Annotated in this window: 14 protein-coding genes; 1 reads left to right on the forward strand and 13 read right to left on the reverse strand. The window is 59.5% G+C overall.

The features are described 5' to 3' along the window. Nucleotides 1–37: 37 nt before the first annotated feature. From ACTJK5_RS19360 to sdhC, 10 genes are all read right to left on the reverse strand, one after another. Complete coding sequence (locus ACTJK5_RS19360; RefSeq protein WP_062424961.1) at nucleotides 38–3,034, reverse strand: 2-oxoglutarate dehydrogenase E1 component; 2,997 nt, start codon at nucleotides 3,032–3,034, stop codon at nucleotides 38–40. Nucleotides 3,035–3,289: 255 nt separating this feature from the next. Then, on the reverse strand, nucleotides 3,290–4,192 hold the full coding sequence (sucD, locus tag ACTJK5_RS19365) for a succinate--CoA ligase subunit alpha (RefSeq protein WP_062424886.1): 903 nt from the start codon (nucleotides 4,190–4,192) through the stop codon (nucleotides 3,290–3,292). Between the two features lie 19 nt (nucleotides 4,193–4,211). Beyond that, the gene (gene sucC, locus ACTJK5_RS19370) at nucleotides 4,212–5,405 is read right to left on the reverse strand and encodes an ADP-forming succinate--CoA ligase subunit beta (RefSeq protein ID WP_062424887.1); all 1,194 of its coding nucleotides are present in this window, start codon (nucleotides 5,403–5,405) and stop codon (nucleotides 4,212–4,214) included. Nucleotides 5,406–5,437: 32 nt separating this feature from the next. Next, entirely contained in the window at nucleotides 5,438–6,400 is a 963-nt protein-coding gene (mdh, locus tag ACTJK5_RS19375) for a malate dehydrogenase (protein ID WP_062424888.1), read from the reverse strand. A gap of 178 nt (nucleotides 6,401–6,578) precedes the next feature. Then, nucleotides 6,579–7,742 (reverse strand): cell division protein ZapE, encoded by a 1,164-nt coding sequence (zapE, locus tag ACTJK5_RS19380; protein WP_440613039.1) that lies wholly within the window; start codon nucleotides 7,740–7,742, stop codon nucleotides 6,579–6,581. Nucleotides 7,743–7,806: 64 nt separating this feature from the next. Next, nucleotides 7,807–8,340: a protease inhibitor Inh/omp19 family protein gene (locus ACTJK5_RS19385; protein ID WP_062424890.1), complete on the reverse strand. Its 534-nt coding sequence runs from the start codon at nucleotides 8,338–8,340 to the stop codon at nucleotides 7,807–7,809. 204 nt (nucleotides 8,341–8,544) lie between these two features. After that, complete coding sequence (locus ACTJK5_RS19390; RefSeq protein WP_062424891.1) at nucleotides 8,545–9,324, reverse strand: succinate dehydrogenase iron-sulfur subunit; 780 nt, start codon at nucleotides 9,322–9,324, stop codon at nucleotides 8,545–8,547. Between the two features lie 17 nt (nucleotides 9,325–9,341). Then, nucleotides 9,342–11,183: a succinate dehydrogenase flavoprotein subunit gene (gene sdhA, locus ACTJK5_RS19395; RefSeq protein WP_062424892.1), complete on the reverse strand. Its 1,842-nt coding sequence runs from the start codon at nucleotides 11,181–11,183 to the stop codon at nucleotides 9,342–9,344. Between the two features lie 6 nt (nucleotides 11,184–11,189). Beyond that, nucleotides 11,190–11,570, reverse strand: coding sequence for a succinate dehydrogenase, hydrophobic membrane anchor protein (sdhD, locus tag ACTJK5_RS19400; RefSeq protein WP_062424893.1), 381 nt, complete (start codon nucleotides 11,568–11,570; stop codon nucleotides 11,190–11,192). A gap of 12 nt (nucleotides 11,571–11,582) precedes the next feature. Further along, the gene (gene sdhC, locus ACTJK5_RS19405) at nucleotides 11,583–11,975 is read right to left on the reverse strand and encodes a succinate dehydrogenase, cytochrome b556 subunit (RefSeq protein ID WP_062424894.1); all 393 of its coding nucleotides are present in this window, start codon (nucleotides 11,973–11,975) and stop codon (nucleotides 11,583–11,585) included. 304 nt (nucleotides 11,976–12,279) lie between these two features. Between sdhC and ACTJK5_RS19410 the strand changes: the two genes are divergently transcribed. Beyond that, nucleotides 12,280–12,645 (forward strand): hypothetical protein, encoded by a 366-nt coding sequence (locus ACTJK5_RS19410; RefSeq protein WP_440613040.1) that lies wholly within the window; start codon nucleotides 12,280–12,282, stop codon nucleotides 12,643–12,645. A 14-nt stretch (nucleotides 12,646–12,659) separates the two neighbouring features. On the opposite strand, the gene ACTJK5_RS19415 is transcribed toward ACTJK5_RS19410, so the two are convergent. The 3 genes from ACTJK5_RS19415 to ACTJK5_RS19425 are packed head-to-tail and all read right to left on the reverse strand — an operon-like array spanning nucleotide 12,660 to nucleotide 14,064. Continuing rightward, entirely contained in the window at nucleotides 12,660–13,304 is a 645-nt protein-coding gene (locus ACTJK5_RS19415) for a class I SAM-dependent methyltransferase (RefSeq protein ID WP_440613041.1), read from the reverse strand. Between the two features lie 8 nt (nucleotides 13,305–13,312). Continuing rightward, nucleotides 13,313–13,756 carry an EVE domain-containing protein gene (locus tag ACTJK5_RS19420; protein ID WP_130976853.1) on the reverse strand — a complete coding sequence of 148 codons (444 nt, stop codon included), beginning with the start codon at nucleotides 13,754–13,756 and terminating at the stop codon, nucleotides 13,313–13,315. Between the two features lie 14 nt (nucleotides 13,757–13,770). Further along, entirely contained in the window at nucleotides 13,771–14,064 is a 294-nt protein-coding gene (locus tag ACTJK5_RS19425; protein ID WP_062424898.1) for a YciI-like protein, read from the reverse strand. Nucleotides 14,065–14,077: the final 13 nt, after the last annotated feature.

Below are 14,077 nucleotides of genomic sequence, written 5' to 3' on the forward strand. Positions count from 1 at the left end.
AGGTGTCTTTGTTGCGAGGGTCGAAGCGGGAGAGTGGTTACTCTCCCAATGCGTCTTCGAGGAACGCAGCAAGCTGCGCCAGATGCTTGGACATCAGGCCGGTCGCCGGAGAGGCGGCAGCCGGACGGCCCGTGTAACGGACCTTCTGGTACTTGGCGTCGATATGCGCCAGAACCCATTCGAGATACGGGTCGATGAAGGACCACGCGCCCATGTTCTTCGGCTCTTCCTGGCACCAGACCATCTCCGCATTGCGGAAGCGGGACAACTCGTTGATGAGCGCCTTGGCCGGGAACGGATAGAGCTGTTCGATACGCAGCAGGTAGACATCGTCGACGCCGCGCTTTTCGCGCTCTTCCAGAAGGTCGTAGTAAACCTTGCCGGTGCAGAGCACGACGCGACGGATCTTGGAATCCTTCTGCAGCTTGATCGGACCGTCCTTGATGACTTCCGCATCGTCCCACAGCAGGCGGTGGAAGGAGGATTCGCCCGCCATTTCCGTCAGAGACGAGGTCGCGCGCTTGTGGCGCAGCAGGGACTTCGGCGTCATCATGATCAGCGGCTTGCGGAAGTCACGCTTCACCTGACGGCGCAGAATGTGGAAGTAGTTGGCAGGCGTGGTGCAGTTGGCAACCTGCATGTTGTCTTCGGCGCAAAGCTGGAGGAAACGCTCCAGGCGCGCAGAGGAGTGCTCCGGACCCTGACCTTCATAGCCATGCGGCAGAAGGCAGACGAGGCCGGACATGCGAAGCCACTTGCGTTCACCAGACGAGATGAACTGGTCGAACACCACCTGAGCACCGTTGGCGAAGTCGCCGAACTGGGCTTCCCAGAGGGTAAGCGCATTCGGACGGGCCAGCGAGTAACCATATTCGAAACCGAGAACGGCTTCTTCCGACAGCATCGAGTTGATGACTTCGTAACGGGCCTGGGTCGGCGACAGGTTCGCCAGCGGGATGTAACGCTCTTCGGTCTCCTGATCGTAGAGAACCGAGTGACGCTGCGAGAAGGTACCGCGTTCGCAATCCTGACCGGAAAGACGGATCTTGTGGCCATCGACCGCAAGCGAACCGAAGGCAAAGGCTTCGGCCATCGCCCAATCGATCCCTTCGCCGGTCTCGACCATCTGCGCGCGGTTTTCCATGAAACGCTGGATCGTGCGGTGCGCGGTGAAGCCTTCCGGAATGGTCGACAGCTTCTTGCCGATTTCCTTCAGCTGCTTCATCGGCACGCCGGTCTTGCCACGACGCTGCTCATCGGCATTGTCGGCAGCGCGCAGACCCGACCATTGACCGTCCAGCCAGTCGGCCTTGTTCGGCTTGTAGCTCTGGCCGGCTTCGAATTCCTGCTCCAGATGGCCGCGCCAGTCTGCCTTCATCTTTTCGAATTCGCCTTCGTTCATCAGCCCTTCGGCGATGAGGCGGTCGGCATAGATGCGGGCAACGGTCTTGTGGCCACGAATGACCTTGTACATCTTCGGCTGCGTGAACGCTGGCTCATCGCCTTCGTTATGGCCGAAGCGGCGGTAGCAGAACATGTCGATGACAACAGGCTTGTGGAACTTCATGCGATATTCGGTCGCGATCTTGGCCGCATAGACCACCGCTTCCGGATCGTCGCCATTGACGTGGAAGATCGGCGCTTCGATCATCTTGGCAACGTCGGACGGATAGGGCGACGAGCGCGAGAAGGCCGGGTTCGTCGTAAAGCCGATCTGGTTGTTGATGATGAAGTGCATGGTGCCGGCAACGCGGTGACCGCGAAGACCGGACAGTCCGAGAATTTCGGCAACGACGCCCTGACCTGCAAAGGCGGCATCGCCATGCAGGAGCAGCGGAAGAACCTTGGCGCGCTCGGACAGCGGAATGGTGTCGCCATCCCAGATCTTGGCAAGCTGGTCCTGCTTGGCGCGGGCCTTGCCCATGACGACCGGGTTGACGATTTCAAGGTGCGAGGGGTTTGCCGTCAACGACAGGTGAACCTTGTTGCCGTCGAACTCGCGGTCGGAAGAGGCACCGAGGTGGTACTTCACGTCGCCCGAACCTTCGACGTCGTCAGGTTTGAAGGAGCCACCCTTGAACTCGTGGAACACGGCGCGATGCGGCTTGCCCATGACGTTGGTCAGAACGTTCAGACGGCCACGGTGCGCCATGCCGAGAACAACTTCTTCCAGACCGTCCTGACCGCCACGCTTGATGATCTGTTCCAGCGCCGGGATCAGCGATTCACCGCCATCCAGACCGAAACGCTTGGTGCCCTTGAAGCGCACGTCGAGGAACTGTTCGTAGCCTTCGGCTTCGACGAGCTTCGACAGGATCGCCTTCTTGCCTTCGGCGGTGAAGGCAACGCCCTTGTCGGCACCTTCGATGCGTTCCTGGATCCAGCCCTTCTCATCCGGGTTGGACATGTGCATGAACTCGACGCCCATGGTGGAGCAGTAGGTGCGCTCCAGAATGTCGATCATTTCGCGAACGGTCGCGTATTCGAGGCCGAGCACGTTATCGATGAAAATCTTGCGGTCGTAGTCGCTCTCTTCGAAGCCGTAGGACTTCGGCGACAACTCGTTGTAATCCTCGACAGCGCTGGCAATGCCGAGCGGATCGAGCTTGGCATGCAGGTGGCCGCGCATGCGGTAGGCGCGGATCATCATGATGGCGCGAACGCTATCACGGGTCGCCTGCAGCACTTCGGCTTCGCTGACGGGCTTGCCGGTCTCGGCGCCCTTGGCTTCGGCCTTGGCCTGAACCTTCTTTTCGATGGCCTTTTCGACCGTCGCCCAGTTGCCGTCGAGTGCGGAAATCAGATCGCCGCCAGCCGGGATCGGCCAGTTCGCGCGCTTCCAGGAGGCGCCCTTGGCGGCCTTCTTTACATCGTCGGGATTGTCGGACAGACCCTTGAAGAAACTCTGCCACTCAGGCGATACCGAGGAAGGGTCCTCTTCGTACCGGGCATAGAGCTGCTCGATATAGGCCGCATTCGCGCCGTCGAGAAACGACGTGATCTGAAACTGCTCGTTGGCTTCTTGCCTTGCCATTGTTTTCTCGCGGACGTGATGGTCCGCCTCCTCAATCCCGTTGATGGTCATTCGCGACCGGTCGCTTGCATTCTTGCCGCTTGAGCATCGCCGCATGTCTCAGAGGAAATGCCGAAATGCTCGAAAGTCTTTGGTCTTGCATACCGGACGCGAAAACCGGTCGACCCATGGTGATCAGGCTCTTGCGTCCGTCTTCATGCGGCTTCGGGCAGGCCGCCGTTTCCAGCCCCTGCCCGCTGCCAGATTGTGTCAGTCTCAGCCCTTGAGGACTTCGACCAGCGTCTTGCCAAGGCGTGCCGGAGAGGGCGAAACCTTGATGCCCGCTGCTTCCATGGCAGCGATCTTCGATTCTGCGTCGCCCTTGCCGCCGGAAACGACAGCACCGGCGTGGCCCATGGTACGGCCCTTCGGCGCGGTACGACCGGCAATGAAGCCAGCCATCGGCTTCTTGCGGCCCTTCTTGGCTTCGTCGATCAGGAACTGGGCTGCATCTTCTTCAGCCGAGCCGCCGATTTCGCCGATCATAATGATCGAGGTCGTGGCTTCGTCTGCGAGGAACATTTCCAGCACGTCGATGAACTCGGTGCCCTTGACCGGGTCGCCGCCGATACCGACAGCCGTCGTCTGGCCGAGGCCTTCGTTGGATGTCTGGAACACGGCTTCATAGGTCAGCGTGCCGGAGCGCGAGACGATACCGACCGAACCCTTGCGGAAGATCGAGCCCGGCATGATGCCGATCTTGCATTCTTCCGGCGTCAGGATACCTGGGCAGTTCGGGCCAAGCAGGCGCGAGCTGGAACGGTCGAGGCGAGCCTTGACGCGAACCATGTCTGCAACCGGAATACCTTCGGTGATGCAGGTGATGAACGGGATCTCGGCGTCGATCGCTTCGATGATCGCGTCGGCAGCGCCTGCCGGCGGAACGTAGATCACGGATGCGTCTGCACCGGTCTTTTCCTTGGCTTCGGCAACGGTTGCGAAGATCGGCAGGGTTTCGCCCTTGGAGCCGGTCCAGTTGGTGCCGCCCTTGGAGGGGTGGATACCGCCGACCATCTGCGTGCCGTAATAGGCAAGAGCCTGTTCGGTGTGGAACGTACCGGTCTTGCCGGTCAGGCCCTGCACGAGGATCTTTGTGTCTTTATTGACGAGAATGGACATTAATCAGGATCCTTAAAAATTAGCCGTTGACCGCGGCGACGATCTTCTTGGCAGCATCGTCCAGATCGTCGGCAGCCGTGATGGCGAGGCCGGATTCGTTCAGGATCTTCTTGCCAAGTTCGACATTCGTGCCTTCCAGGCGCACGACGAGCGGAACCTTGAGACCGACTTCCTTCACGGCGGCGATAACGCCTTCAGCGATGACGTCGCACTTCATGATGCCGCCGAAGATGTTGACGAGGATGCCCTCGACCTTCGGGTCTGCGGTGATGATCTTGAAGGCTGCAGCGACCTTCTCCTTGCCAGCGCCACCGCCGACGTCGCAGAAGTTTGCAGGCTCTTTGCCGTAAAGCTTGATGATGTCCATCGTCGCCATGGCAAGACCGGCGCCATTGACCATGCAGCCGATGTTGCCGTCGAGCGCCACGTAAGCGAGGTCCCACTTGGAGGCTTCGATTTCCTTGGCGTCTTCTTCGGTCTCGTCGCGCAGCGCCTTGATGTCGTCATGGCGGAACAGTGCGTTGCCGTCGAAGGAAACCTTGGCGTCGAGAACGCGCAGATGGCCATTTTCCATGACGATCAGCGGATTAATCTCGAGCAGCGCCATGTCCTTGTCGACAAACGCCTTGTAGAGAACCGGGAAGAGCGACTTGGCGTCTTCGGCAGCAACGCCGTCAAGCTCGAGCGCGCTGGAAATCTTGGCAACGTCTTCAGCCGTCACGCCGGCTTCCGGATCGATGGCAATCGTGTGGATCTTCTCAGGCGTGTCATGCGCGACAGCTTCGATGTCCATGCCGCCTTCGGTCGAAACGACGAAGGCAACCTTGCCGACGGAGCGATCAACGAGCAGCGAGCAATAGAGTTCGCGAGCGATGTCTGCGCCGTCTTCGATGTAGAGACGGTTGACCTGCTTGCCAGCGTCGCCCGTCTGGGCGGTGACCAGCGTGTTGCCGAGCATGTCCTTGGCGTGGGAAACGACTTCCTCGATGGACTTTGCCAGGCGAACGCCGCCCTTGGCATCGGGACCGAGTTCCTTGAACTTGCCCTTGCCGCGACCACCAGCGTGGATCTGGCTCTTGACCACGTAAAGCGGGCCGGGAAGCTGCTTGGCGGCAGCTTCTGCTTCTTCGACCTTGAGGATGGCAACCCCTTCGGCAACCGGCGCACCATAGCCCTTCAGAAGAGCCTTGGCCTGATATTCATGAATATTCATGGGTTATTCCCTGTTTACAGCCTGAAAGGCAATTACTTCAGCGACGGAGCGATGTTGACGCAGGCTTCGCAAAGACCGGCAACGGCACCGACGGACTTCTGGAAGGCTGCTTCCTCGTCCTTGTTGAGTTCGATCTCGATGATGCGCTCGATACCGCCCGCACCAATCACCGTCGGCACGCCGACATACATGTCGTTGACGCCGTACTGGCCGGACAGATAGGCGGCAGCAGGCAGAACGCGCTTCTTGTCCTTGAGGTAGGATTCGGCCATCTCGATGGCGGAAGCGGCAGGTGCGTAGTAGGCGGAACCGGTCTTCAGGAGACCAACGATTTCCGCGCCGCCGTCACGGGTGCGCTGGATGATCTGCTCGAGACGCTCAGCCGAGACCCAACCGAGCTTGACGAGGTCGGTCAGCGGAATGCCGGCAACGGTGGAGTAACGGGCAAGCGGCACCATCGTGTCGCCGTGGCCACCGAGAACGAAGGCGGTGACGTCTTCAACCGAAACGTTGAACTCTTCGGAGAGGAAGAGGCGGAAACGGGCGCTGTCGAGAACGCCGGCCATGCCGACGACCTTGTTCTTCGGCAGGCCGGAGAACTTCTGCAGAGCCCAGACCATGGCGTCGAGCGGGTTGGTGATGCAGATCACGAAAGCATTGGGAGCATACTTCTTGATGCCCGCGCCAACCTGTTCCATGACCTTGAGGTTGATGCCGAGAAGATCGTCGCGGCTCATGCCGGGCTTGCGGGCAACGCCTGCGGTGACGATGCAGACGTCTGCACCTTCGATGGCAGCGTAGTCGGACGCGCCGGTGAGCTTTGCGTTGAAGCCTTCGACCGGGCCGGACTGGGCAATATCCAGACCTTTGCCCTGCGGAATACCGTCAGCAATATCGAAGAGGACGATATCGCCCAATTCCTTCAGGCTGGCGAGATGCGCCAGCGTGCCGCCGATCATGCCAGAACCAATAAGTGCAATCTTTTTGCGAGACATCGAATGCTTCCTCTTAAGCTTCAACTCAATTTTCCGCAGACGGACTGCGGCTGAAATTGTCGCACTCGGCTTAGACGCATTGGCCAAAAATGGCAACCGATTCTTTCAGAGCAAGGTTTTTCAATCGTTTAGATGATAAAATTCTTACGTAAACGTAATATATTATGTCATTAAAGCGTCACGCTGCATGACGCTTTTCGTTGTGCAGTGCGAGATAGTCGGCGCTGCGCATCTCAAATAGACGCGATGCCGTGCGATCGAACTCGAAACCTTCCGTGCCCTTTCTGGTGCCTAAAAGGTCCTCCGGCATGGCGGCGGCGGAGGCGAAAAGCCGAACGGTGTGATCGTAAAGCGCGTCGATCAGGATGATGAAACGCTTGGTCTCATTGCGGCGGTCCGCGCTCAGCAGCGGAATATGATCGATAAAGACGGTATCGAACCGATCGGCAATGGCCAGAAAGTCGGACGCGCCGAGCGGCTTCTCGCAAAGATCGCGGAAGGTGAAGCGCGCCACCCGTCCCGCTGCGCGCGGCACGAGGACGGAACGACCCTTCATCTCGATCTCCACCGGGGCAACGACCTGACCTGCAGTCAGATGATGCCAGGCCATGTCCATCGCCTGATCGGCAGCGCCATCGAGCGGCGTCACATAGACGGGCAGGCTTTTGACCTTCTCCATGCGGTAATCGATCGGGCTATCGAGCGAAACGACGTCGACATTCTGCTTGAGGAGATCGATGAACGGCAGGAAGAGACCACGATTGAGGCCGTCCTTGTAGAGATTGTCCGGGACGACATTGGAGGTGGTGACCAGCGTACAGCCATTGGCGAATAGCTCGGTGAAGAGCCGCGCAAGGATCATCGCGTCGGCAATATCCGTGACGGTGAATTCGTCGAAGCAGAGCAGTTCGGCTTCGGCAAGCAATTGCGCGGCGACCGGCGGAATGGGATCGGCCTGCTTGGTCTCGCCGTTCTTCAGCTTCTGCCGGTGGGCGTGGACGCGATTATGCACATCGGCCATGAATTCATGGAAATGGCAGCGGCGCTTCTTCTCCACCGGCGCCATCTGAAAGAACATGTCCATCAGCATCGTCTTGCCGCGCCCGACGCTGCCATGGACATAGAGCCCCTTGACGGACGGCGAGGCGGCGGCCTTGCGGGCAAACATCCAGCCAAGCGCGCTCTTCTTCTTCGCGGGCTTGCGCAGCTTCAGGTCGGAGAGGATTCTGTCGAGATGGGCCGCAACGCCGAGTTGGGCGGCATCGGCCTTCAACTCGCCGGACGCCGTCAATGCGTTGAGTTGCTCAACGACACTATGGTTGTAGTCCGGTACTCGCTGCATGGAGAAAGACCCCGCGCGCGAAGCGCACGTCGCTTGAAGCAGACGCGCGCTTCCCGTCGATCTGTTATCGGCTGAGGCTCAGAGGCTGGCCGTTATTGGTCGTACCGTCGTAACGGGCATCAGAGGTCTTGTAGACGCGACCGATCGTATCGCCCTGACGGTTCTTGAACTGGACCATCTTGCCCGAGACTTCCCAGGAGCCCATGGCTGTCAGGTCGCCGGTGCAACCGCGCGTACCGCCGCGCGAGCCGCTGCCGAGATTGGTGAGCGTCAGGAACATATCGCAATTGGCACCGCCATTGGACACACGCCAGTTGCCGACCATCGATTCCTTGGTCACATCCAGAGCCGTCGTCGGCGCACCCGCTGCGACAGTGGCGCTGCCGGGCGGCGTTGCCGTCGGAGCCGTCGGGAACTGGGAAGAACCACCGGGAGGAGGCAGCGCGCCGGACTGGACCGATGGAACAGGCTGCGCCTGAAGCGGCGGCGTGTAGCCGGGACCCGCATTCGAATTGCTGCTATAATCGTAAGAGGTACGCTGGCAACCGGCGAGGCCGATAACGACCGCAAGGCCCGTCACCACATATCTAACTTGCATCTCAAGCTCCCGATTCTCGTCGCTTCGGAAAATTCATGGTTACACAAAGCGGCTGAATTATTACCAAAGCCTTAGCTAAGGCAAGACGCGGCAACGATAATTGCCATTTCGACGGCATTTTAGGAAAATTCTTCGCCGCTTCGCAACAAAGAAGCCGCGACCTGTGGCCGCGGCTTGTCAATCTTGTGAGCGCTCAAACAATCATCAAACGCGACGCTCGACCATCATCTTCTTGATCTCGGCAATCGCCTTGGCAGGGTTCAGACCCTTGGGGCAGGCTTGCGCGCAGTTCATGATCGTGTGGCAGCGATACAGACGGAAAGGGTCTTCGAGATTGTCGAGACGCTCGCCGGTTGCTTCGTCGCGGCTGTCGATCAGCCAGCGATAGGCCTGCAGCAAAACGGCTGGACCGAGATAACGGTCGCCATTCCACCAGTAGCTGGGACAGGATGTGGAGCAGCAGGCGCACAGAATGCACTCGTAAAGACCATCCAGCTTCTGGCGGTCTTCGTGGCTCTGCTTCCATTCCTTCGCAGGCGGTGGAGACACCGTCTTCAGCCAGGGCTCGATCGACCGGTGCTGTGCGTAGAAGTTCGACAGATCCGGCACCAAGTCCTTGACCACCGGCATATGCGGCAGAGGATAGACCTTTACCGTGCCGTTGATCTCTTCCATGCCCTTGGTGCAGGCAAGCGTATTCGTGCCGTCGATGTTCATCGCGCAGGAACCGCAAATGCCTTCACGACAGGAACGGCGAAGTGTGAGCGTCGGATCGATCTTGTTCTTGATGTACAAAAGCGCATCGAGAACCATCGGGCCGCAATCATCGATATCGATGTAATAGGTATCGATGCGCGGGTTCTGGCCGTCGTCAGGGTTCCAGCGATAGATCCGGTATTCACGAATATTCTTCGCGCCTGCCGGCTTCGGCCAGACCTTGCCTTCGGTCATCTGAGAGTTTTTGGGGAGAGCAAGTTCAACCATGTCCAATACCTCTCAAATCAATAGACGCGTGCTTTTGGCTCGATCTTTTTGGGATCGATGCCATCGGCGATGAGTTCGGTGTGAACCGGACGGTAGTCGAGCTTCACGTCGCCCGCTTCGCTGACCCAGGCCAGCGTATGCTTGCGCCAGTTGACGTCGTCGCGGCCGGCGAACGGACCATCGGTATAGTCCTCGCGCGCATGCGAGCCGCGGCTTTCCTTGCGGGCTTCCGCGCCGTAGACCGTGGTGATGGCGTTGGCCATCAGGTTTTCCAGTTCCAGCGTTTCCACCAGATCGGAGTTCCACACCATCGAGCGGTCGGTCACCTTCACATCGGGAAGTTCCTTCCAGATGGCGGAGAGACGCTCGCACCCATTGGCAAGCGATTCCTGGGTGCGGAACACGGCGGCGTCTTCCTGCATGGCGCGCTGCATCTTGTCGCGAAGCACGGCCGTCGGCGTGCTGCCGCTGGCGTTGCGCAGGCGATCGAAGCGATCCATGATCTTGTCGCAGGCAGCAATGTTGAGCGCCGGTACCGGCTCCTCGCGGTTGATGACCTGAGCGGCGCGAATGGCGGCCGCACGACCGAAGACCACGAGGTCGATCAGCGAGTTGGAGCCAAGACGGTTTGCACCGTGAACCGAGGCGCAGCCCGCTTCGCCCACAGCCATCAGGCCGGGTGCGATGCGACCGGGGTTTTCGCTGTCGGCGTTCAGCACTTCGCCCCAATAGTTGGTCGGAATGCCGCCCATATTGTAGTGAACCGTCGGCAGAACCGGGATCGGTTCGCGCGTCACGTCCACGCCAGCGAAGATCTTGGCGCTTTCGGAAATGCCCGGAAGACGCTCATGCAGAACCGCCGGATCAAGGTGATCGAGGTGGAGGAAGATGTGGTCCTTGTTCTTGCCAACGCCACGGCCTTCGCGGATTTCCATGGTCATGCAGCGCGACACGACGTCGCGCGATGCCAGGTCCTTGGCAGACGGAGCATAACGCTCCATGAAGCGCTCGCCCTCAGAGTTGACCAGATAGCCGCCTTCGCCGCGCGCGCCTTCGGTGATCAGGCAGCCCGCGCCGTAAATGCCGGTCGGGTGGAACTGAACGAATTCCATATCCTGAAGCGGAAGGCCGGCGCGCGCAATCATGCCGCCGCCATCGCCCGTGCAGGTATGCGCGGAGGTTGCGGAGAAATAGGCGCGACCGTAGCCGCCGGTCGCCAGAACGACCATCTTGGCGGAGAAACGGTGAATGGTGCCGTCGTCGAGGTTCCAGGCAACGACGCCGGTGCAGCGGCCGTCATCCGACATGATCAGGTCGAGCGCGAAATACTCGATGAAGAATTCCGCATTGTTGCGCAGCGACTGGCCGTAGAGCGTGTGCAGAATGGCATGGCCGGTACGGTCGGCGGCAGCGCAGGTGCGCTGTACCGGCGGGCCTTCGCCGTAATTCTGCATGTGACCGCCAAACGGGCGCTGGTAGATCTTGCCTTCGGCGTTACGCGAGAAGGGCACGCCGTAATGCTCGAGCTCATAGACCGCCTTTGGCGCTTCCATGGCGAGATACTGCATGGCATCCACGTCGCCGAGCCAGTCGGAACCCTTGACGGTGTCGTAGAGGTGCCACTGCCAACAGTCGGGCGTCATGTTGACGAGCGAGGCGGCAATACCGCCCTGGGCGGCAACGGTGTGCGAACGGGTCGGGAAAACCTTGGTGATGCAGGCGGTCTTGAAGCCCTGCTCGGCCATGCCAAGCGTGGCGCGCAGACCAGCGCCGCCGGCACCCACGACGATGACGTCATAGGAGTGATCGACGTAAGTATAGGCCTTGCCGTTCTGGGAGGGTGAACTGTTCGGTGCCATGACGGATTATCCTGCGAATGCGATTTTCAGAACGGCGAAGAGACAGAGACCGCCGACGGCCACCGCGAAGAAGGTGTTCAGCATCAGAAGAACCAGCTTCGGAACTTCCGCATGCACATAGTCCTCGATGATGACCTGCATGCCGAGCTTCATGTGGATGAGGCCGGAAATGACGACGAGGCCCATGGTCACCGCAACGAGCGGGTTCGACAGAGCCGAAACGACGACCTCATAGGGTGCGCCGCCATACATGACCAGGAAACCGACGAAGAAGATCAAAAGCGGCACGTTGGCAACGGCCGTCACGCGCTGGCGCCAGAAATGCTCGGTGCCTTCCTTGGCCGAACCGAGACCGCGAACCTTGCCGAGAGGGGTGCGCATATCCATGATGTTATCTCCTCAGCGCACGATCAGGGCGACAACCCAGATCAGCGCGGTCAGACAGATCGACGCGACGAAGGACGCCTTGGCGAGCTTGGTGGTGAAATGCTTGTCGAAGCCATGGCCCAGGTCCCACATGAAGTGGCGAAGACCGCCCAGCATGTGGTGGACCAGCGCCCAGGTATAGCCGATGAGGACAAGCTTGCCGATCAGCGAACTCATGGCCCATTGTACCCAGGCATAAGCGTCGACGCCGGAGGCGGTCGCAATCAGCCACCAGGCAACGAGAAGCGTGCCGAAATAGAGTGCGCCACCGGTGATACGGTGTACAATCGACGCAACCATTGTCGGAATTGGCTTGTAGATTTGAAGATGCGGCGACAAAGGCCGATTGTTTGTCGTGTTCGCCATATGAACCTCACGGCGTTTCCTGGCGCCGATGATAGCCGGGCGCCCCCAAACAACGCACATGACGAAAGAATGTGCATTGCACCAAGCGCGACCTTTAATCGCAGGAGAGCATCACGACAAGTACAATCGGCAACCGTTTTGAATTTAATCGATTGTGGTCTAAAAAATTCTGCGTGATTCTCGGGATCGAAAATAAAATATCGAGCGTTTCCAAACGTCAGCATTCGATTTAATTTACGTAAACGTAAAATAAAAGCAGCCTTTCCGATCGAACGGAGAGCTTAAAAACTGGATGGAGAAGATCATGTTCAAGCAGGCATCCTGGATCATTCCAACCCTTCTGATCGCCATTGGTTCCCCCTCCTTGGCGACGGCGAACGACTATCATCGCGACCACCGCTCCTATCAGAGATACAGCGACTCACAGCCCTCCGTGGTCGGTGGCTATGGTCTGCCGTCCTATGTCAGAGGCATCGGCACCTATGCGGGCGGACTGACGGCGGCGCGGTTTCCCGGCAACGGCAACTACTTCTACGCCCAAAGCGGCGGCGCCTATCTGCCGGATGATTATCTTCGAAGCACAGTAGAGCCGCGCATCATCCACGTGAACCAGCGCACCTTCAATGACAGCTGCCATTATGAAGCAGGTGTCTGCGTCATCCGTCCGTAAGGGCATTTTGGCAGTCAGGACAGACGCCAGACGGTCGTCTGCTTGACTTCGCTATCCTCCAGCGCTCGCGTCACCGGCACCTGATAGGTGGCGCAGGCGGTCAGCTTCGTCTTGGGCAGATAGGCGCGGCCCGGATCACCGACCAGCACGACAACGCCCCTGGACGTGAGGGTGGAGAACCATGGGATGAGCGCATCGGCAAATCCCTTGTCGTAAAACACATCACCAGCAAGCAACACGTCGGCGTCGAGATCCTTGCCGATGACATCATCTGAGATCACGTCGATCGTGACGCCGTTGACGACAGCATTCAGCATAACCGCACTCTTTGCCCAGGGATCGATATCGACCGCCAGCACGTGTGCCGCACCGGCAAGGGCCGCGGCAATCGCCACCATCCCGGAGCCGCTGGCGAAATCGACGACCCGCTTGCCGCGCACGATATCGGGATTATCGAGAACATAGCGCGCCAGCCCCTGCCCGCCGGCCCAGGCAAAGGCCCAGAAGGGCGGCGGCAGGCCGATCTCTTCCAGCTCTTCTTCCGTCTTCAACCACAGATCATGCGCTTCGCTTGCCAGATGGAGGCGAAGCTCTGGAACATGCGGCGGTGCCATGATGGTCGTATTGGCGCGGATGAAGGCGTCTGGCGCGGTCTTCAAGGTCTGGATCAGTCCGGCGAGCGCGGTGGCTTGTCGACGCCTGCCATATGGCAGACTTCCAGATATTCGTCTTCCGTCACCGGCTGGACGGAAAGCCGCATGGAGGTGACGAGCGACATGTCGGCAAGCTTGGGATTGGCCTTCACCGCCTTCAAGGTCACGGGCTTTGGCACATCGCGGACCGCCTTGATGTGTACGCAGTCCCAGCGCGCATCCCCCTCGGCAGAGGAATCCGGCTTCGACAACTCGCAGACCTCGACGATGCCGACGACTTCCAGCCCCTCATTGGAGTGATAGAAGAAGCCCTTGTCGCCAAGCTTCATGGCCCGCATGTTGTTGCGCGCCTGATAATTGCGCACGCCGGTCCATTCCTCGCCAGCCTCGCCCTTGGCCTTCTGCTGTTCCCAGGACCAGGTGTCGGGTTCGGATTTGAAAAGCCAGTAATTCGCCATCTCGTCGTCTGCCCTTACGCCGCCGGATTGTTGAAGACCCAATTGTAGGGCTTCACATCAACGCTTTCGAAGAGACCCGCCTTGGCATAGGGATCGGCATCGGCAAGGGCACGTGCGGCATCGATATCGGCCGCTTCGACGATCACCAGGCTGCCATTCGGCTTGCCATCCGCATCCAGAAACGGACCGGCGATCTTCAGCGTGCCTTCGGCATTCAGCTTGTTCAGATGTTCCAGATGCGCGGGGCGGGTGTCCATGCGCACATTCAGATGGCCGGGCTTGTCCTTGCAGATAAAGGCAAACAGCATTGTCTTCTCCTCT

Source organism: Agrobacterium sp. 22094 (assembly GCF_052046015.1).
Lineage (GTDB): Bacteria > Pseudomonadota > Alphaproteobacteria > Rhizobiales > Rhizobiaceae > Agrobacterium > Agrobacterium cavarae.

Coding starts and splice junctions, on each gene's coding strand:
- ACTJK5_RS19360 (WP_062424961.1), bottom strand. CDS start 3,034: ATGGCAAGGCAAGAAGCCAACGAGCAGTTTCAGATCACGTCGTTTCTC.
- sucD (WP_062424886.1), bottom strand. CDS start 4,192: ATGTCCATTCTCGTCAATAAAGACACAAAGATCCTCGTGCAGGGCCTG.
- sucC (WP_062424887.1), bottom strand. CDS start 5,405: ATGAATATTCATGAATATCAGGCCAAGGCTCTTCTGAAGGGCTATGGT.
- mdh (WP_062424888.1), bottom strand. CDS start 6,400: ATGTCTCGCAAAAAGATTGCACTTATTGGTTCTGGCATGATCGGCGGC.
- zapE (WP_440613039.1), bottom strand. CDS start 7,742: ATGCAGCGAGTACCGGACTACAACCATAGTGTCGTTGAGCAACTCAAC.
- ACTJK5_RS19385 (WP_062424890.1), bottom strand. CDS start 8,340: ATGCAAGTTAGATATGTGGTGACGGGCCTTGCGGTCGTTATCGGCCTC.
- ACTJK5_RS19390 (WP_062424891.1), bottom strand. CDS start 9,324: ATGGTTGAACTTGCTCTCCCCAAAAACTCTCAGATGACCGAAGGCAAG.
- sdhA (WP_062424892.1), bottom strand. CDS start 11,183: ATGGCACCGAACAGTTCACCCTCCCAGAACGGCAAGGCCTATACTTAC.
- sdhD (WP_062424893.1), bottom strand. CDS start 11,570: ATGGATATGCGCACCCCTCTCGGCAAGGTTCGCGGTCTCGGTTCGGCC.
- sdhC (WP_062424894.1), bottom strand. CDS start 11,975: ATGGCGAACACGACAAACAATCGGCCTTTGTCGCCGCATCTTCAAATC.
- ACTJK5_RS19410 (WP_440613040.1), top strand. CDS start 12,280: ATGTTCAAGCAGGCATCCTGGATCATTCCAACCCTTCTGATCGCCATT.
- ACTJK5_RS19420 (WP_130976853.1), bottom strand. CDS start 13,756: ATGGCGAATTACTGGCTTTTCAAATCCGAACCCGACACCTGGTCCTGG.
- ACTJK5_RS19425 (WP_062424898.1), bottom strand. CDS start 14,064: ATGCTGTTTGCCTTTATCTGCAAGGACAAGCCCGGCCATCTGAATGTG.